14 protein-coding genes are annotated in these 21,241 nt (G+C 38.7%); 13 read left to right on the forward strand and 1 reads right to left on the reverse strand.

The features are described 5' to 3' along the window. The first annotated feature begins 34 nt into the window (after nucleotides 1-34). From I6E80_RS07260 to I6E80_RS07320, 13 genes are all read left to right on the forward strand, one after another. Complete coding sequence (locus I6E80_RS07260; protein ID WP_197185206.1) at nucleotides 35-1,924, forward strand: methyl-accepting chemotaxis protein; 1,890 nt, start codon at nucleotides 35-37, stop codon at nucleotides 1,922-1,924. A 5-nt stretch (nucleotides 1,925-1,929) separates the two neighbouring features. Beyond that, nucleotides 1,930-3,012, forward strand: a complete 1,083-nt coding sequence (locus tag I6E80_RS07265; protein ID WP_197185207.1) for a GGDEF domain-containing protein — start codon at nucleotides 1,930-1,932, stop codon at nucleotides 3,010-3,012. Between the two features lie 13 nt (nucleotides 3,013-3,025). Next, nucleotides 3,026-3,640 (forward strand): DsbA family protein, encoded by a 615-nt coding sequence (locus tag I6E80_RS07270; protein WP_197185208.1) that lies wholly within the window; start codon nucleotides 3,026-3,028, stop codon nucleotides 3,638-3,640. 241 nt (nucleotides 3,641-3,881) lie between these two features. Beyond that, entirely contained in the window at nucleotides 3,882-4,634 is a 753-nt protein-coding gene (locus tag I6E80_RS07275) for a DUF3450 domain-containing protein (RefSeq protein WP_076924682.1), read from the forward strand. A gap of 10 nt (nucleotides 4,635-4,644) precedes the next feature. Continuing rightward, the gene (locus I6E80_RS07280) at nucleotides 4,645-6,024 is read left to right on the forward strand and encodes a MotA/TolQ/ExbB proton channel family protein (protein ID WP_197185209.1); all 1,380 of its coding nucleotides are present in this window, start codon (nucleotides 4,645-4,647) and stop codon (nucleotides 6,022-6,024) included. Between the two features lie 3 nt (nucleotides 6,025-6,027). Then, nucleotides 6,028-6,555, forward strand: a complete 528-nt coding sequence (locus tag I6E80_RS07285) for a MotA/TolQ/ExbB proton channel family protein (protein ID WP_024591043.1) — start codon at nucleotides 6,028-6,030, stop codon at nucleotides 6,553-6,555. A gap of 54 nt (nucleotides 6,556-6,609) precedes the next feature. Next, entirely contained in the window at nucleotides 6,610-7,020 is a 411-nt protein-coding gene (locus I6E80_RS07290) for a biopolymer transporter ExbD (RefSeq protein ID WP_024591042.1), read from the forward strand. Nucleotides 7,021-7,029: 9 nt separating this feature from the next. Then, nucleotides 7,030-7,635, forward strand: coding sequence for an energy transducer TonB (locus I6E80_RS07295; protein WP_197185210.1), 606 nt, complete (start codon nucleotides 7,030-7,032; stop codon nucleotides 7,633-7,635). 45 nt (nucleotides 7,636-7,680) lie between these two features. Further along, entirely contained in the window at nucleotides 7,681-9,009 is a 1,329-nt protein-coding gene (locus tag I6E80_RS07300) for a lipopolysaccharide assembly protein LapB (protein WP_121954671.1), read from the forward strand. A gap of 284 nt (nucleotides 9,010-9,293) precedes the next feature. Further along, entirely contained in the window at nucleotides 9,294-13,382 is a 4,089-nt protein-coding gene (locus I6E80_RS07305; protein ID WP_197185211.1) for a hypothetical protein, read from the forward strand. A 64-nt stretch (nucleotides 13,383-13,446) separates the two neighbouring features. After that, entirely contained in the window at nucleotides 13,447-16,149 is a 2,703-nt protein-coding gene (locus I6E80_RS07310; protein WP_197185212.1) for a TonB-dependent receptor, read from the forward strand. A gap of 220 nt (nucleotides 16,150-16,369) precedes the next feature. Continuing rightward, on the forward strand, nucleotides 16,370-17,509 hold the full coding sequence (gene asd / locus I6E80_RS07315) for an aspartate-semialdehyde dehydrogenase (protein WP_170071483.1): 1,140 nt from the start codon (nucleotides 16,370-16,372) through the stop codon (nucleotides 17,507-17,509). A 176-nt stretch (nucleotides 17,510-17,685) separates the two neighbouring features. After that, entirely contained in the window at nucleotides 17,686-19,575 is a 1,890-nt protein-coding gene (locus I6E80_RS07320; protein WP_197185213.1) for a bifunctional diguanylate cyclase/phosphodiesterase, read from the forward strand. A gap of 152 nt (nucleotides 19,576-19,727) precedes the next feature. On the opposite strand, the gene I6E80_RS07325 is transcribed toward I6E80_RS07320, so the two are convergent. Next, the gene (locus tag I6E80_RS07325) at nucleotides 19,728-20,888 is read right to left on the reverse strand and encodes a GGDEF domain-containing protein (RefSeq protein WP_197185214.1); all 1,161 of its coding nucleotides are present in this window, start codon (nucleotides 20,886-20,888) and stop codon (nucleotides 19,728-19,730) included. Between the last annotated feature and the right edge of the window lie 353 nt (nucleotides 20,889-21,241).

Genomic DNA, 21,241 nt, shown 5'->3' on the forward strand with positions numbered 1-21,241 from the left:
TGGATAATAAAGATAAATAATAAAAAGGATGTATATGCTTAACTCGTTGAAATTTACTTCCAAAGTGACTATTGCAGCCTCTTTAATTTTGGTTTTGGTGCTAGGGTTATTTACTTTTAATAACTACATTGCAATGCGCAAGCAAACAGAGCAGCAGTTAAGCCTAGTATTACAACAAAACTCAGAATCTGTTTCACAAAATATAGCGAGTTGGTTAAATGCAAAGTTGGCGATTGTTATATCAATTGCTAAAACCCACAAAGCCAATGATTCTAAAGCACTCACCCTTTCACAATTAAATACTGCAGAACTTGCCGGAAGCTTTAAAAATACCTATATCGGTAAATCCAGCGGCACGTTTATATTAAACGATCAATCTGTCGTTTTACCTGCTGATTTTGATGCGACCTCTCGGCCTTGGTACAAATTAGTCGAAAACAAATCAAATACCGCTTTTACAACTCCCTATATTGATGTAACAACTAACGAGCTTACAATCTCAGCGGTAGTACCCATTTTACAAAATGGGCAGTTTAGCGGCGTTGCAGGTGCCGATATTGATATGCAAACTGTAACTAAAATTATCAACGATATTGATTTTTTAGGTCTTGGTTATGGTTTTTTACTCGATAACAAAGGTCAAGTGTTAAGCCATCCTAATGCTAAGTTAAACTTAAAAAACACATCAGATATTTTTGGTACTAATACGCCCTTGCAAAGTGAGTTTACCCAATACGAAATAAACGGAGAGTCTAAACTTATCTCGTTTACAAAAATTAGTGGCATTGAAAATGTAGATTGGTACCTAGGTGTTGTTATAGATAAAGATAAAGCGTATGTCAGCGTTTCTAACTTTGGCCAAACTGCGGCTGTTTTTATGGTGATAGGGATCATTGCTATCATTATTATGATGCAGCTTTTATTACGCTATTTAATGCAGCCTATGAACCGTTTAAATGATGCCATTAAAGATATAGCACAAGGAGAAGGCGATTTAACAAGGCGTCTAACCGTTGAAAATGATGATGAGTTTGGCGACTTAAGTCATTCATTTAATATTTTCATCGAAAAAATTCAGCATTCAATAGATCAAGTAAAAGAGTCCACTGAGCAATTAGATACAGCTATTGAGAGCTTGGTATCACAAACACATTCATCACTGTCTATGTATGATGATCAAAGTAAACGAACCGATAGCGTTGCAGCGGCTATTAATCAGTTTTCAGCTACATCAATGGATATTTCAAGTAATGCAGAGAGTGCTTCGCAGCTTGCTAAAAATGCAGATGAGCACTCAACACAAAACCAAGAAGCATTAAGCCACAGTGTTGCAACCATCCACCAGCTTTCAGCTAATATGGAGAAAGCTCAGCAAACTATAAACAGTTTAAATACACACACAGCCAGTATTGGTCAAGTGCTTGAAGTTATTAAAGGTGTAAGCGAGCAAACTAATCTATTGGCACTCAATGCAGCAATAGAAGCCGCTAGAGCAGGAGAGGCAGGACGCGGTTTTGCCGTTGTAGCAGATGAAGTACGCCAATTAGCACACCGCACTCAACAATCAACGCAAGAAATTGAAGACACAGTGAGCCAGTTACAAAAAGGCTCAAACCTTGCTGTAGAGCTTATGAAAACAAGCCTTCAAGACAGTGAAAAAAGCGTACAACAAGCAGATGCCGTCGGCAATTTAATGAGTCATGTTATTCAAGCTATTAAGCAAATTAACGATGCAAATCATTCTGTGGCCAGTGCAACAGATGAGCAAAACCAAGTTGTTAAGTTATTAGATACTGATATTCAAACAATTAGTGCGCTTTCTATACAAGGCAAAGCTAACTTAAATGACACGCTTAACGAATGTACCAAACTAAAACAGCAGTTTAGTGCCTTAGAAAATATGGTTCAAAAGTTTAAAGTATAAAATTAATGACTAAAAAAAATGTGAATAAACCAAATTGGCTCAGTCTAATAAATATCGACAGTGTTTATAGCTCAGACATGCAACGCAAAGCGTTTTCTTTATTTACCATGATTGGGATATCAATTGTGGTGATTGCTGTACTCGTGTTTTTGAATTATAAGGTTTACTCACCGATACTCACCGCTTCATTAATTATCGTTAACATTACAAATATAAGCTGTTCTATCTACTTTATAAAAACAGGTAATCTTCAAGTAGTGGCATTAATAAGTATGAGCATTGTGTGCATGATGTTTGTTGCACTTGTTTATACCGGTGGTAAAGACAACACCGCGCTATATTGGCTAATGTTTTATCCAGTAGTAACGTTTGCATCTTTAGGGGTCAGATTAGGTGCTTGGTTAGGTTTTACTTTACTGTTTTGTTGTATTGTTATTTTATACGGCCCTGACTTTGGGCAAGTTAGCTATGGCGATGTAGAAAAAACACGATTTATAGCGTCATTTTCTATGGTGTTTTTATTCTCATTTATTGGTGAGTATTTTAGACATAAAAGCCACATGGCTATTGCCGATATTACGCTAGAGCAAAAACAACATGCGTACACAGATCCCCTTACTGGCATGGCAAACAGACGCTTTATTACCTCTCATTTTTTAAAGCTTGCCCAAACACGCCCAGATCAGTACTTACCTTTTTCAATTTTGTTAATTGATTTAGATAACTTCAAATCTTTAAACGATACGCATGGTCACGACTTCGGTGATACGGTATTGATTGAATTTACCAAGCTCCTTGAATCTCAGTTTTTGGCAACTGCGTATAAAGCGCGTTATGGTGGTGAGGAGTTTGTTGTTATTTTACCGCAGGTTACTGTTCCCACAGCCACTGTAATTGCAAACAAATTTCGAGATGCTGTCGCAGGGCACGTTATATTTACCGATGACAAGCAGCGTATTTCAATCACCTGTAGTATTGGTATTTCCCAAGTAAATAAAGTAACTGATTATGATGATTCATTAAAACAAGCAGATGAAGCTCTTTATAGTGCAAAGGCTGCTGGTCGTAATAGAGTCGTCTCGAACTAGTTGAAGGATTAATATGTCTCAAAGTAAATTAATATATGTTCATGACCCTATGTGTAGTTGGTGCTGGGGTTACTCACCAACCTGGCTTAAGCTAAAATCAGAGCTTGCTGGTAAAGTAGCAATTGAATATAAAGTAGGTGGATTAGCACCTGATAGCCAAGACCCAATGCCACAAAATATGAAAGAGATGCTTGAGGGTACTTGGCATAAAATTTCAGCGCAGTTAGGTACGCAATTTAATTATAACTTTTGGCGCGATTGCCAGCCAAGACGTTCAACGTATCCCGCATGCAGAGCTGCACTTATAGCGCGTAAAACTGATAAAGAAGCTCAAATGATTGCTGCAATTCAACATGCTTATTACTTAAACGCGCAAAACCCGTCTGATGAAAGTACATTAATTAGTTTGGCTGAACAAATAGGCTTAGATAAAAATGAGTTTACTGCGCAGCTAGCATCAAGTGAGCTTAATGATGAACTTAAAGAAGAGTTGTCTTTTGTTCGTACCTTACCGATTCAAGGGTTTCCCTCACTCGTGCTCATAAAAGACAATAAAGCATACCCAATAGAAATTAATTATACCGATTGGCACTATTCCCTTAATCAAATTAATTCAATTTTAAAATAACCCAGCTTGTTTATAGGGCATTTGGTTAACAAATGCTCTTATCATCTTAAAAACCTCCTCGTAAGTCTTAATTGTTACCATTGTCATAAAAGCGACTTTTTTGCGCAACATCCTTGTCATGTTTCATCTATAAACTCCTGCTCATTGAAATTATTAAGTCATAAATTATTTATATAACAAAATTTATGACCTTAAAAAACAAACTAGCAAATCCGCTAACTAACGAGTAAAGGTGTATGCGATGAAAGGCGTTAAACCATTAATCTTAGCTGGTATTGTGGCCGCAAGTGCAGCAGTACACGCAAACGATTTAGATAAGGTTATTGATAAAAGCAGTGAAATTAATAAATCAGCTGCGCAATCACAAACAAAAATAGACAAGATTGCAGATTCAATGCAAGGGCGTTTACAGCAGTTTAAAACCCTCAATAAAGAAATTGATGGTTTAGCTGTTTACAACGCTCAGCTAACTAAACAGTTAAATAATCAAATAGAAGAGATGGAATCTTTAAACCTGTCAATGGATCAGGTTTCTATTATTGAACGTCAAATTACACCTTTAATGATGCGTATGATCACAGGCCTTGAGCAGTTTGTATCACTCGACGTGCCATTTCTACAAGACGAGCGTGCAAAACGTTTAGCCTCATTAAAAACCATGATGGATCGTGCTGATATCACCTCAAGCGAGAAATTTCGCCGTGTTTTGGAAGCTTATCAAGTGGAAGTTGATTACGGGCGTACCATTGAAGCATATACCGCTCTATTAGAAGTAAGTGGTAAAGAGCGAGAAGTAGACTTTTTACGCATTGGTCGTTTAGAGCTTATTTATTTAACGCGCGATGGCAAGCAAGCAGGTAGTTGGGATACAGACACAAAAACGTTTGTAGCGCTTCCTGACTCTACTATAAGCCAAATTAACAAAGGTCTTCGCATAGCGCGTAAGCAACTTGCCCCAGATATGTTAACTCTGCCAGTACACGCAGCAGAATAAGAGGTTAAAAATGAAATTGTTTACTCAAATGACAAAAACGGCTCTTTTTGCTGCAAGCTTTACACTAAGCCTAGGTTTTACAGGTAATAGTATCGCGGCAGAGTCAATGGATCTTGATTCGTTACTTAAATCAATTGAAGACGGGAAATCGGTTCAAAGCGTACAAAACAAGCAACGAGAGCAAGAATTTACCTCGCGTCAAAACGAACAAGTGCAAATGCTAAAAGATACACAAGCAAAACGCAGTCAAATGCTTAGTGAATCAGAGCGATTAGAAACACAGTTTGAAGAAAACGAAGTTAAGCTTGCTAATTTAACTGACACTTTATCAAAGCGTATGGGATCACTTAAAGAACTATATGGCGTTCTTCAGCAAGTTGCTGGTGATTCAAGCAATAAATTTGCAACATCGGTTGTATCGGCAGAAATTCCGGGGCGAAGTGCTTTTATGGACGATCTCGCTCAAAAAATGGGTTCAACATCAAAGCTTGCTTCAATCGACGATATTGAAAAAGTGTGGTACGAGCTGCAACGCGAAATGACCGAGCAAGGCAAAGTAAGTCGCTTTAATACTACGGTTATAGTCGAAGGTGGTAATAAAGCACAGCAAGAAGTTGTTCGCGTAGGTGCTTTTAACCTTGTATCGGGCGGTAAGTATTTAGAATACAACCCAGGTACGAATACACTAAGCGAACTAACTCGCCAACCAGTATCGCGTTACACATCGACAGCGGGCGATTTACAAGAAGCTAAGACAGGTGTTGTGCAATTTTCACTTGACCCAACAGGTGGTTCAATTTTAGGTTTACTCGTTCAAGCCCCAGATACTGCAGAGCAAGTACATCAAGGTGGCGCTGTTGGTTACGTAATCTTAGGTGTAGGTTTACTTGCATTATTAATTGCAATTGAGCGTTTTGTATCGCTATTACTTGTTGGTGGGAAAATTCGCCGCCAGCTAAAAGACAGCGTAGCGAGAGATGACAATCCACTAGGTCGTGTTATGAAAGTTAAAGACGACTACCCAAATGTTGCCTACGACACATTAGAGCTTAAATTAAGCGAAGCTATTTTACGCGAAATGCCAAAAATTACGCGTAACTTAACACTTATCAAAATTATATCGGTAGTTGCACCGCTATTAGGTTTACTTGGTACGGTAACCGGTATGATCAATACCTTCCAAGCAATTACACTATTTGGTACTGGCGACCCTAAATTAATGGCTGGTGGTATTTCTCAAGCACTAGTAACAACCGTATTAGGCTTAGTTGTTGCAATACCAACCGTATTTATTTACACGCTACTTAATACTCGCTCAAAAGGTTTACTGCTTATATTACAAGAGCAAAGCGCCGGTATTATTGCAGAGCGAAGTGAGAAAGGAGAATAAGCCATGGTGCTATTGATTGACTCAATCAATGCTATCCGTGATTTTCTCGACACTGGTGGCCAAGTTCTCTTGGTCATTGGGGTGTTAATCTTCGCGATGTGGTTATTGATACTCGAGCGATTTATTTATTTTTTTAATGGTTTTCGTGGTTATAAAAAAGACGCTAAAAGCACATGGAGTTCTCGCTGTGAGCGTAACAGCTGGAATGCAGAGCAAATTCGTCAAGCGATGATCTCGCGTGCAAGTATGCGCCTAAATACTAATTTACCGCTTATTAACGTAATGGTTGCGTTATGCCCGTTACTTGGCTTATTGGGCACAGTAACAGGAATGATTGAAGTATTTGATGTGATGGCAATTACAGGCACAGGCAGTGCGCGCTCAATGGCATCGGGTGTATCTAAAGCAACTATTCCAACAATGGCGGGTATGGTAGGTGCGTTATCGGGTGTATTTGCATCAACGTATTTACAACGCAAAGCCAAGCGAGAAGTAGAGCTACTACAAGACAGCATGGTTTTAGACCATTAAGCAAAATTTTGATAAGCGGCCCATTTAAAGCCGTTCATCCTAGGAGAATAAAAAATGAGAGCCCCTTTAGGTAATTTAATGCAAGAAGACGAAGCTGAAGAAATAAACATGACACCTATGTTAGATGTTGTATTTATCATGCTTATTTTCTTTATTGTTACAGCGTCGTTTGTAAAAGAATCGGGTATTGACGTAAACCGCCCTGAAGCAGCAACAGCTGTTAAAAAAGAACGTGCAAACATATTAGTGGCGATTTCTGACACGGGTGAAATTTGGATTAACAAACGTCAAATTGATATACGTGCAGTGCAGGCCAATATTGAGCGTTTAAAAGCTGAAAACCCGCAAGGTAGTGTTGTTATTCAAGCTGACAAAAAATCAACAACCGATACTTTAATAAAAGTAATGGATGCAGCACGCGCAGCAGGTGTGTTTGATGTGTCGATTGCGGCTCAAGAAGCATAAGGGCAGGCAATGCGTTATTTAGTAGCATTAGTAATAGCCGGTGTAGTGACCTTTATGTTGTTTTTAGGCATGCAGGCACTTATTACTGGTGGCGAAGGTGTAATGAGTGAACCCGCCAAGGGTAATGTACTTGATTTTGTAAGGCTTAAAAAAGAAGAAAGCGTGCAAAAAAAAGAACGCAAACCACAAAAACCACCAACGCCTAAAGAGCCACCTCCGCCAATGGAATCGCCGCAAATGCAAAATAGCGACGCGACTTCGAACGCTAATAACTTCGACTTTGGAGCCAATGTGGATGCGGATGTAAATTTAGCCGGTGGTTTAGCGCTTGAAACAAGTGATGGTGAGTATTTACCTATTGTTAAAGTGGCGCCTGTTTATCCTCGTCGCGCATTATCACGTGGCATTGAAGGCTACGTTATTGTTGAATTTACAGTAACTAAGCAAGGTACGGTGCGAGACCCACAAGTGATTAAAGCAGAGCCTGAGTCTCTCTTTGATAGAGCGGCGATGGATGCAGCCCTTAAATTTAAATATAAACCGCGCGTAGTAAATGGTGAAGCCGTTGAAGTTGCGGGTGTTCAGAACAAAATATCTTTCCAAATTAGCGGTTAATTTAGTAATTAACCACGAGTAAACGGACAGAAATGCGAGGCGATTATGAAATTACTACCTACAGCTAAATTTTTAAAATTAACACTATTTTGTACTGCTGCAATAAGTACAAGTATTGTTGCACCAAGTGCCCTAAGCCTAATACCAGGGTTAAATGTAGCTACAGCATATGCAGAGCAAGAGCAAAAAACAAAACGTGTCCCAGCGCTACGTGAAAAGGTTTATAGTCAACTGGCTCGTGCCCAAAAGCTTGCTGATGATGGCGATGTAAAAGGCGGACTTGAAGCGCTCGATAGCATTAAAGAACGAGCCTCGAGCATGAATTCGTACGAAGTTGCAATGATGCATAATTTTTATGGATTTATTTATTACAACGAAAACGATTTACCCAAAGCGATAGCTTCGTTTGAAAAAGTCGTAGCAGAGGAGGCCATTCCCGAGTCGCTTCGTTTAAGCACCACGTTTAGTTTGGCGCAACTAGCTATGGCTAATAGTGATTACACTAAAGTTATCGCATTTTTAGATGACTGGGACAGTATTAACACTAAGCCTAAAACAGAAGGCTATTACTTGCTAAGGGCTCAAACATACTATCAGTTAAAGGATTATAAAAAAGGGCTTGAGTATATCTCCCAAGTTATCTCCTTAAGTGATAGCGAAGGTAAAATTCCTAAGGAAAACTGGTTAGTACTTCAGCGTGCAATGTATTACTCGCTTAATCAAGCTGACAAAGTAGTTGAAGTACTTGAGCGTATGGTTAAGCTTTATAACAAACCTGAGTACTGGGTACAGTTATCGGGTATGTATGGCGAAACTGGGCAAGAAAAAAAGCAGCTAGCCATTATTGAAGCAGCTTACCAGCAAGGTTTTTTAACGTCTAAATCTGATCTACGCCAATTAGCGCAAGTGTATTTATATAACGGTTTGGCTTACAAAGCAGGCGTTGTAATGAGTAAAGCGATTAAAGAAGGTGTCGCAGAGCAAAACGCTAAAAACTATGCCTTTATAGCTGAGGCGATGATCCAAGCAAAAGAAGACGAAAAATCAATAGAATACTTTGTAAAAGCAGCTGATTTATCATCCAGTGGTAAGTATGACCAACGCCTAGCTGAAGTTTACGTTAACACTGAGCAATACGAGGAAGCGGCCGACGCAGCGCGTAAAGCACTTGATAAAGGCTCACTTGATTTTGAATCAAATGCATTTGTTGCCTTGGGTATGGCTCAGTACAACTTACAAAATTTTGATGCATCAATTTTAGCGTTTGAACAGGCAGAAAAACATAAAAAATCACAGCGTTTAGCACAACAATGGATTAAATATGTAAAGCGCGAGAAAGTGCATGCAGAAACATTAAGAACGGCACTGCTTTAAGCTTTAGTAATAACGTTTAAAAATAATTTCATAATCGCAAATCCAAACCACACTATTTTTAGTGTGGTTTTTTTATGTTTTTAATAAATTAACTACTTGAATTTTATGCAAATAACTTTGTCATCTTATGTTTATTAAAGTGTAACTGTAATGTCATATAGCTACCGTAAGGTAGGCGCTGCTGATAACTCAAGTGACCTTAAAGCATTACTTAATGTTTTAAGGTGACTTGAGTTTATTTAAAGCACTTAACAAAATAATTAAATACTTTAACGGAGTGAACAATGAAATTATCTGACTTATTCAAAGTAAGTTTGATTGCAACTGCAATATCATTAGCGGGTTGTGGTGGTGACTTAGTAGTATCTGAAGGCGACACAACAATAAATGAAGGCGACACAGTTACTAATGTTGTTGAAGGTGGCAGTGATACATTAGATGAAACATCATCGCGTGATGATTCTCAAAATGGAACTACGGGTTTTCCTGCTGATATCGACAATGCACTTGTTCAAGGCTTAGCAACGGATGTCTCAAGTGAATTTCCAGCAATAACAGATAAACCAGTGTATCGCTTAAGTGCTGATACAACATTGATTGCTGATGTTTCATTAACTAATGATGCACATTGGATTGTGAGTGGTCGTACTGCTGTGGGTAATGACCGTGCAGATAGTACAACGCTTTATATTCAGCAAGGTACAACGATTATTGGTGAGTCAGGTGATGACTTTTTAGTTGTGCGTCGAGGTTCACAAATTGAATCAGTAGGCACTGCAAGCCAGCCAATTACGATGACATCAATTCAAGATGTTACGGGTAGCGAGACAGCAATTGGCCAATGGGGTGGTTTGGTATTACTTGGTAATGCACCTGCAAATTCATGTGGAGACCAACAAGGTGAAGCAACAGCAGACGAACTTGCTAACTGTGGTGTGTCAGCTGAAGGTGATGCAGGTCAGTTCGGTGGAAATATCAGTGATGATAATTCAGGTACTCTAAAATATGTACTTGTTAAGCAAGCAGGTAAAACGCTTGGTAATGGTGATGAGTTAAATGGTATTACATTTGCCGGTGTTGGCTCTGCAACTACAGTTGACTATATCCAGGTTCATGAAAACCTGGATGACGGTATCGAGTTTTTTGGTGGTACGGTTAATGTAAGTAATGTAGTGCTGACTAACATTGGTGATGATTCACTAGATTGGTCTTTTGGTTGGACGGGTTCGGCTACTAATGTTTACATTCAACAAGCCGCTAACGTAGGCGATAACGCTATTGAAGCGGATAACTCTGAGTTTGATTCAAGCGCCACGCCATTAACACTGCCTACTATTTCTAACGTAACAATCGTCGGTGCAGAAGGTAATAATGGTATTCGTCTACGCGCTGGTACTGCGGGCGCTCTTAAAAATGTATTTGTAACGGGTCCTGCTACTTACGAAAACTGTTTACGTGTAGGGTCTGATTCAGTTCCTCGCGCTGAAGATGGCACACTAACGATTGTAAACTCTATTGTGGCGTGTCAAACAACGGCAAATAATTTTGGTAGTGAAGTAATTAACGGTGGCGATGTACAATCTTGGTTTGAAGGACAAGATGGTAACCAAGTACTTACGCCAGCAGAGCTTATGCTTGCTGATGACGGTTACACGCCACTTGCTGGTTCACCGCTTATCGCAAATGGTCAAATTGGTGCTTTTGATGGATCAACTAACTGGATGGAAGGTTGGACTGTCGGTATTAATGGCGGCTTCCCTACTGATATTGATAACGCGCTTGCACAAGGCTTAGCATCAGATGTTTCTAGTGAATTTCCAGCAATTACAGATAAACCAGTATACCGTTTAACTGAAGATACAACGTTCACAGCAGATGTAACGCTTACTAACGATGCACATTGGATTTTAAATGGTCGTACTGCAGTTGGAAATGACCGTGCAGATGCAACTATATTATATGTTCAAGCGGGTACAACGCTAATTGGTGAAACAGGTGATGACTTTTTAGTTGTACGTCGTGGTTCACAAATTAATGCCAATGGTAATGCAACTGCGCCAATCACTATGACATCTATTCAAGATGTAACAGGCGCTGAAACAACGATTGGTCAATGGGGCGGCTTAGTATTATTAGGTAATGCACCTGCTAACTCGTGTGGCGATCAAACCGGTGAAACGACAGCTGAAGAATTAGCTAACTGTGGTGTATCAGCTGAAGGTGACGCTGGTCAGTTTGGTGGTGATATTAGCGATGATAACTCAGGTGTTCTTCGTTATATTGTTGTTAAACATGCAGGTAAAACGCTGGGTAATGGCGATGAACTTAACGGTATCTCATTTGCAGGTGTTGGTTCACAAACGAAAGTTGAATACATTCAAATTCACCAAAACCTAGATGATGGTGTTGAGTTTTTTGGTGGCACAGTTAATGTTCGTAACATTGTACTAACTGATATTGGCGACGATGCATTCGATTGGTCATTTGGTTGGTCGGGTCGTGCACAAAATATCTATATTCAACAAAGTTCAGTTGAGGGTGATAACGCAATAGAAGCTGATAACTCAGAATTCGATTCAAATGCGACACCATTGACTAAACCGCTTATTTCTAACGTAACAATTGTTGGTGCTGATGGTACTAACGGTGTTCGTTTACGTGCTGGTACTGCAGGTGTGCTACGAAATGTTGTTATAACGGGCCCTGAAGGTTACTCAAACTGTTTACGTGTAGGCTCAGACTCTGCTGCTAATGCAGAATCGGGTGAGTTGTCTATCGAAAACTCAGCAGTTGCATGTAGCGAAGATAATAACTTTGGTTCACAAGCAATTGGTAGTGGCAATGTGCAGTCTTGGTTTGAAGGTCAAACGGGCAACTTAACGCTTACGGCTTCAGCACTTAATTTAGCGACAGACGGCTTCACACCAAAATCGGGTTCACCTTTATTAGGTGCTGGTGGGGATTCATCAGAGCTTGACTCGTTCTTTACCAAAACAGATTACATCGGCGCATTCGATGGCGATAATAATTGGATGGATGGTTGGACAGTTGCTATTACACCAAGCTTTCCTGACGATATTGCTAATGCATTAGCACAAGGACTTGCAACAGATGTTTCTGCTAGCTTTCCTACAATTACAGACAAACCTGTATATCAATTAAACTCTGATGTTGTATTTACATCTGATGTAACACTGACTAACGATGCGCATTGGATTTTAAAAGGACGTACAGCCGTTGGTAATGACCGCGCTGACAACACAACACTTTATGTTCAGTTTGGTACAACGTTAATTGGTGAGTCGGGTGATGACTTCTTAGTTGTTCGCCGTGGTTCTAAAATTGAAGCAGTAGGCAGTGTAAATCAACCAATTACTATGACGTCAATCCAAGATATGACGGGCGGCGAAACTACGATTGGTCAATGGGGCGGTTTAGTATTATTGGGTAATGCACCTGCTAACTCATGTGGCGACCAAGAAGGTGAAGCTACCGCAGATGAACTTGCAAACTGTGGTGTGTCTGCTGAAGGTGACGCAGGCCAGTTCGGTGGTAATGACCCTGAAGATAATTCAGGTACGCTAAAGTATGTTGCAGTTAAACAAGCGGGCAAAACGCTCGGTAATGGCGATGAGCTTAACGGTATTACACTTGCGGGTGTTGGTCGTCAGACTGAACTAGATTACATTCACGTTCATGAAAATCTAGACGATGGTGTTGAATTTTTTGGTGGTACTGCAAATATTAGTCACCTTGTTTTAACAAGCATAGGTGATGATTCACTTGATTGGTCATTCGGTTGGACGGGTAAAGCGCAATATGTACTGATTAAACAATCAGACTCTGAGGGCGACAATGCAATTGAAGCTGATAACTCTGAGTTTGATTCAAGTGCAACGCCACTAACAATGCCAACTATCTCTAACGTAACAATTATTGGTAATGTGGGTGTAAATGGTATCCGCTTACGTGCAGGTACTGCGGGTATGCTTAAAAACGTAGTGGTTACAGGTGGTGCAGACTATTCAAACTGTTTACGAGTAGGCTCTGATTCAGCGCCGCGAGCAGAGGACGGTACATTAACTGTTACTCACTCAATTGTTGCGTGTGAAACCGCTAACAACTTTGGTACGCAAGCAATTGGTACAGGTAATGTTGAATCTTGGTTCTTAGGACAAACAGGCAATTCAGTTCAAGTAGCCGCTGACCTTGGGCTTGCAGATAATGGCTATATGCCAACTGCTGAGTCGTTATTACTTGGTAATGGCTTTGATTCATCAAGCTTAGATAGTTACTTTGATTCTGTAGATTACATTGGTGCGATGGATGCACAAACAGACTGGACAGCAGGTTGGGTAAAAGTAGGCCTTTAACCCAAACCACATTATAGCCGAGCGAAAGCTCGGCTAATGTCTTGTTTTGTTTCGGAGTATAAAAATGAAATCTTTTAAACCCTCTACACTTGCTTTATCAAAGTTAAACTACGCTGTAATGGCTGCGTTACTTGGTTTATCAGTAAATACAGCGACGGCTGCTGAGCAGCAAGTAGAAGAGCAAGAAATAGAAGAAGTTGTTGCTGTAGGGCAACGATTAAAGGGCAGTGCGGGTGCTGTACTGCAAGAACGTCAAAACCAAGCGTTTGTTGCTGATATTATGGGTGCAGACCAAATATCACGTACTGGTGATGGCGATGCTGCCTCTGCACTTCGCCGTGTTACTGGTTTAACGTTAGTCGATGGCAAATTTATTTATGTGCGTGGTTTAGGTGAACGCTATTCTAGTACTCAGCTAAATAGCATGTATGTACCAAGTCCTGATCCTACTCGCTCAGTGGTTCCTTTGGATTTATTTCCATCTGAAATTATTGAAAGCTTGAGTGTACAGAAGTCATTTTCACCGGATATGCCAGCTCATTTTGGTGGTGGTAATGTAAATATTCGCACTAAATCAATTCCTTCTGACTTTTTATTAAAAGTACAAGTGGGTACATCGTACAATACTTCTAATAGCGATACCGGTTACTTTTACAGTGGCGGTGATGATGACTGGATGGGTCGAGATGATGGTTCGCGAGCATTATCGGATGTGTTTACTACTGCGCTTACCAGTGATGCTGGTCTTGAGGGCAATATAAACACTACGTTAGCTGAGCGTAAAAACCTGATTCAATCGCTTGATTGGGATGTAGGTATTTCAGAAAAGGATGTTGACCCTGCTATGAACTTCTCTATTGCCTTAGGTGATAGATTTGAAAGTGAGGTCGGTACTTTTGGTGTGCTTGCAGCCGTATCTTACGATAACGAGTGGGAAGTAGTTCAAGAGCAAAGCGGCTCAAGCCTTGGTAGCTTAGGCTGTGAAGACAAATGTTTTGCCCAGTATTACGATGGTACATCGACTGAGCAAAATGTACGTTGGAGCGGCACATTAAATTTAGGATATGAGTTAAATTCAAACCATAAGTTTGAGCTTACTAATATTGCACTTCATGACATGAGTGACCGCGTACGTAACCGCGATTACTTTGATGCAAATGAAACTGAAGAAGGTGTCACCGAATTACGCCGAGTAGATATTACGTACGAAGAGCGCGAAATGTTTTCGACTCAGCTTAAGGGGACGCACAACTTTGCAGAGCTAAATAATTTATTTTTTGATTGGTATGGCGGTTTAAGTCGAGCAAACCGTAATGCACCTGGTGGTTTAGATGTTGTTTATCAGCAAAACTTAGTTGATGGCGTGCTTGAATCTGAACAACTGCAAGATGTAGCTGCAACAAATATCACCCGTGAGTATCAAGTATTACACGACGATGTTGAAACATTTGGTTGGAATATGGGTATGCCTTTTTATGGTGACGGCTATGAGCTTGAGTTAAAAATAGGCGGTGATTTTTCAGAGAAAAAACGTGATGCAAGTAATGTGAAGTTTGGCATTACGCACCGTGGTATAAGCGATGAGTACTCGTTTGGCTCTAACGTAAGCGATATTTTTGCTGATGAAAACACGGCGAATGACGCTTTTTATGCAAGTGCAACTGGCTCAGGTATTTTTGATGACGGCACCACTGATGGTGATAAGTACAGTGCAGCGCATAAATTAGATGCTTATTATTTTATGGCCGATTACTTCTATCAGAACACTTGGCGTTTTACTGGTGGCGTTCGATGGGAAGATTTTTCGCAAGTATCAGTCGGTTATGAAGCGCATACGAATTTCTTTGAAAATACGTTACAAGAAATCCAAGATATAGCTATTAATGAAGATAACTTTTTTCCTTCTTTAGCTGTTACGTACATCATGGATGAAGAAATGCAATTTCGCTTAAATTTAAGTGAAACAACCATTCGCCCTGATCTACGTGATGTAAGCTCTTCTTTCTTTGTTGACCCGTTAACTGAGTTTCTAGTGAGAGGATCACCTAGTTTACAAAGTTCTAATTTAAAAAATGTAGATTTTAGGTTTGAATGGTATATGCCATCAGGTAATAACCTTTCTGTTGCATTGTTTTATAAAGACATTGAAAACCCAATTGAAATGGTTGAGCTTGCGGGCGTAGGCGGTGCATCTCCACAGTTATTAACAGCAAATGCTCAGTCGGGTAAATTGTCGGGTATTGAAGTTGATTTTTTAACTGACTTTGGCTTTATAAATAAAGATTGGTCTTCAGCATTTTTGTCAGGCAACGTTACGCTATCTGACTCAAGTGTTAATTTGGGGATTAATGACTCGGACGGTGTTGACTCACTGTTTGAAACACAGCTTAAAGAAGCCCTTGAGGCCGATACGGTATCGAATATTGTAACTAACAATGAGCGTCGTTTAGTTGGTCATTCTGAGTGGGTTGCAAACTTACAAATGGGCTATGACTCGGATGATGGATTTCATTCTACTTCATTAATTTATAATGTGTTTGGTCCTCGTATAATTGTACCTGGTACACGTGGTAATGAAGATGCAGAAGAAAAGTCCTTTCACTCAGTTGATCTAGTTTATTCTTACTTCCCTAACTTTAACTCTAAAGTTAATTTTAAGGTTAAGAATATGCTTGGCCAAGAAAAAGAAATTGAACAAGAAGGTCTTACCCTTTGGGGACAAGACACCGGCACTGAGTTTAGTTTAAGTTATAGCTATGAGTTTTAAGCTTTATTTAAAATAAAACTCAAGGAATGAAATAGTAAACTTCACTATCTATTAGCTCTGTATTTTAATACAGAGCTTTTTTGTGTTTATGCTCAGTATGAAAAATATTTAAGTTCTGTTTTATTCGCTAGTTTTAGCCGTCTACGAGTGTTAGTTTAGCGTTAATGAAAATTAAATCTCACGCAATGAATTTAATTTTTAATGTATTAAGGCATCTTTTATGAATCAAACAGTGGAACAAACAATGAAAAAAGTAGGATTAGTCGGTTGGCGTGGCATGGTTGGCTCTGTGTTATTAGAACGTATGCAGCAGCAAAGTGATTTTGCCCATATCGACACCACCTTTTTCACCACCTCACAAGCGGGTCAACTAGGCCCAGATATAGCAGGCGACGCAAAACCATTACTAGATGCAAGTGACATTAGCGAACTTGCTAAAATGGATATTATTGTTACGTGCCAAGGCGGCGATTACACCAATGCGGTATATCCAAAACTTCGAGAGTCGGGTTGGGATGGTTACTGGATTGATGCGGCATCTGCACTTCGTATGGTTGATGACAGCATTATTGTACTTGACCCTGTAAATAAAGATGTTATTGAACAAGGCTTAGAGCAAGGCGTTAAAACCTTTGTGGGCGGTAACTGTACTGTATCGCTTATGCTACTTGCATTAGGTGGTTTGTTTGAGCAAGACCTAATTGAGTGGGTAAGCCCAATGACTTACCAAGCGGCGTCGGGCGCTGGTGCACGAAATATGAAAGAGCTTATTGCACAAATGGGCGCTATTCATGCAAGTGTTGCAGATAAACTAGATAACCCAAGCTCTGCTATTTTAGAAATTGATAAAATAGTAAGTGAAACAATGGCTTCAAAAGACTTACCACAAGACCAATTTGGTGTGCCATTAGCGGGCAGTTTAATCCCGTGGATTGACGTACCTATGCCAAGCGGTCAGTCTAAAGAAGAGTGGAAAGCGCAAGTAGAAGCCAATAAAATTTTAGGTTCTTCTAAGCAACCGGTGCCAATTGATGGTTTATGTGTACGTATTGGCGCTATGCGTTGTCATTCACAAGCGATGACCATTAAGTTACGTGAAGATATTAGCGTAGAAAAAATTGAAGAAATTTTAGCCTCACATAACGAGTGGGTTAAGGTAATTCCAAACGAGCGCGAAATTAGCGCAACAGATTTAACACCCGTTAAAGTCACAGGCACTTTAAGTATCCCTGTTGGCCGTATTCGTAAATTAGCGATGGGGCCAAAATACATTAGCGCATTTACAGTAGGCGATCAGCTTTTATGGGGAGCGGCAGAGCCACTTCGTCGTATGCTACGCATAATTGTTGATGGTGAGTGATAAGTAATCAACATTAACAAAAAGGGGTTGGCAATTTGCCAGCCCTTTTTAGTTTAATGGCTTATAAAACTGCTTAAGAGGCTCAAATAATACTTTTTTATGAATGTTCACTGTTGTTTATTATTGAACTTAAGTAAACTGTTTACATTGAGCAACAGCCTATTCAAGTAACATTAATGACCTCTCACATAAATAACTTTGCCAATAAGCGATTAGCATTTGTTAGCTCCTATTTTAGTTCTGCAATTGCTATAAACACGGTTGTTTCTTGTTTTCTTATTTTTAGTAGTATTAACCACAGCGCCTCGCAAGAAAAACTTTACTGGCTTTTTACGTTATCATTTATTTCATTACTTCGAATAGCGAGCCATGTATTTGTTAACAACACCCATGCTTTTAAATATCACCTGTATTTTATAGGTTTATTATTAACGGCTTTAACATGGGCTGCTTTTCCTATTTTGTTTTATGAAAAAATGCAAATGCAGGAGAAGTTTATATCACTCGTTGTTTTTAGCTCCCTTGCTGGTGGCGGTGTAAATGTTTTAGCCTCTGATATTCGCTCTTCATTGTCGTATATAACCTGTTTATTGGTTCCTTTTAGTATTTTATTACTTTTACAGCCTATTGAAGATGAGAATGTACTAGGTATTTTAGGGCTCGTTTTATGGTTTATTTTATGCTTTGTCACTGCTGTACGTACTGCAAAAGATGTAAAATTATCAATTAATAATGAACTTAAATTAGATCAATTCATTGAAAACTTAGAAAATGAAGTGCAACTTCGCACCGAGCAAATAATCCTTTTAGAGCAAAAAGATAACCTCACTAAGTTATTTAACCGTGGTAGTTTTGTTTCTAATGTTGAACTTGATTTAGCCAATCAAGATGATGATATTAAAGCCGTTTTATTTCTAGATATGGATGATTTTAAAATCATCAACGATAAATACGGTCACGATTTTGGTGATTTTGTGCTGGCCCAAACAGGTAAACGATTAGTTGAAACACAAACTCAAGGCGATTTTATTGCGTGTAGATGGGGTGGGGATGAGTTTATTTTTTATTCCCGTAATAACACCGAAGACGAACTTTTTGACTGTGTTTTTCGATTAGTTAAAACATTAACAAAAACAGTGAGTATGGATAGCTATCAAGTAAACCCTTCTTTTAAAGTTGGGCTTTATTTTACGCGTGAAAATTTTAATCTTGAAGACGCGATTAAATACGCTGATGTTGCTATGTATGAAGGTAAGAAAAGCCGTAACGAAATATCGGTATTTGACGAGCGAATGCATGAATCGCTTAAAAGAGAAGAAGTACTTCGTAGCTCAATTAAAGAGTGCGTAGAAAAAGGTGACTTTCATCTTTGTTATCAACCCATTGTTGATATAAGCACAAATGAAATAACCACGTTTGAAGTATTACTTCGTTGGCAGTTTAATGATGAATTTATTCCCCCTTCAGAATTTATAGATATTGCAGAGCGATATGGAAAAATTAATATATTAGGTGAATTTGTACTAGAGCAAGCCATTGCGAGTTTAAGTAAGTTAAATGCGGTGAATAGTAATATTGGATTGTCGATTAATGTGTCTGTGTTGCAACTAGAAAACCATAATTTTTTAGAGTTTTTAGTTGCGCTTTTAAATAGATACGCAGTTAAACCATACAATGTGCATTTAGAAATAACAGAAACAGTCATGATTAAAAATTTACCGTATTTGTCAAAAGTGATCACGGCCATAAAAAATACCGGTGTACGTATCTCTATTGATGACTTTGGTACCGGGTTTTCTTCTATTTCAGTTTTAAAAGAGCTGTCAGTTGATTACATTAAAATAGATAAATCTTATATTGATAACATTTGTGAATGCTCAAAAGATAAAAGTATTGTTTCTGCGGTAACTAATATGTCGCATATGATAGGTTGCCAAGTAATAGCGGAGGGCGTAGAAAGCCCAGCTCAGTTAACGTTATTACAAAGCTTACAAATTGATAAGTATCAAGGTTTCATATTCAGTAAACCAGTTAGATTTGCCGACGCGCTTAAACTTATTAGTTAGAGCGCTGACTTTTTTCACAAAGTTTGTTTATGTAGGGATGATCCAACAGTGCCGTGCGTTTTGCTTAGCGTTTTCATCATGCTTTGTACATAATCCTGCTACTGAAAAATCAGTCGCTAAAGGTCAATACCCCTAGTAATAATGAACTTTTATTAACTTAATGTGTTCACATGAGCCACCTGATTACGCCCTTCATTCTTGGCATGGTAGAGTGCTTTGTCTGCTTCATTTATTGCACTCTCAATTGTCGTTTTATTACATTTAATATTTATTACGCCAAAACTTGCCGTTACATTAATTACTTTATCGTTAAAATGAATTGGGTTACTGGCCAGTACACTTCTTAGTTTTTCGGGAAGATCTTTAGCTGACGATTCGTCGTTTCTTGCTATTAATAAAGCAAATTCTTCGCCGCCAATGCGGCCAAATAAATCACATGGGTTTATGCAGTTTTGCATTATTTTTGTAGCTTCTACTAAAACTAAATCACCACCGGCATGTCCAAATTCATCGTTTATTTTTTTAAATTTATCTATATCCCAATAAATTAAGCTGACGTAGTTATAATTATTAAGTTTATCCTTTAGTTGCTCTTGGCTTTTATTATAGAATCCACGCCTATTTAAGCAGCCTGTAAGTTCGTCGCTCATTGCAAGATGGTTCATTTTTTCAGCTAAATCTGATGCCATCATAAATATTATAAATACGGCCATGCCTACATGTGCAGTAGGGACAGTAATAAAATTAATTAATGTATACAGCGCTATATATTCTTCATTTACTTGGCTGCCTTGCAGTAACGCTATGCTTGCTGCAACAAATAAAAGTAATCCACATAGCGTATAAGTAATACTAGCGCCTATTTCGGCAGGAAGTGATTTTTGTTTATGCCTGAAAATAATAACTGCATTGAGTACAAGTAAAATCACATCATAATACACATACAAAGACATAAATAAGCCAACATGCACATATATGGCTGTAAAATAATAGACAGCAGCAAGAGTAACTATTGCTGAGATAATTAAATAGCGAATTTTTATACCCGAGTTTACCCTAATGCAATGCCCCCACGTACCTAGCAGTACTGAACTTACAGAGAAGCTACTTCCTAACATCCAATATAATGTGTGTGAGTTAAATAATGGTTCTGCCAACATTGTTGCCCATTGGCATGCAGATAATGCAAATGCGATTGTCCAAAGCATGGCATATTGCTTTTTACCTAACGTATACCACGACATTAAAAATATGACAGACCAAATAATACTGGTGAAAAAGAGGGTAACTAATATATAAAAAATAGGATTCATGTATTTTTATTCTTGTTTGCGTTAATTTTACTTTAGTAGATGAAAGCGGTTTATTCGACCTAACGCCGGTTATTAGTTAGCTAAATTGTAAATAGATATGTATGCAATCATTTCTTAAGTTGTGTATTTGAATAGTGGTATATCCCTTGCTGTAATAACTGTTGTCTAGAGCTTTAAGCTTATATGGCTTTGCTTTGTTTATAATTTTATTCCTAACAGGTATTTAAATTACAATTATTAGTAATTTTTACACGTTTATTTATGTGCTCAATTAAAGAATCCAGCTAGGGCTTATTTATTCTTCTAGGTTAAATTTGTAACTGTACGTTTAGATTTTAGGTAAAGCAGAGTTT

This window comes from Pseudoalteromonas sp. NSLLW218, from assembly GCF_015864775.1.
Lineage (GTDB): Bacteria > Pseudomonadota > Gammaproteobacteria > Enterobacterales > Alteromonadaceae > Pseudoalteromonas.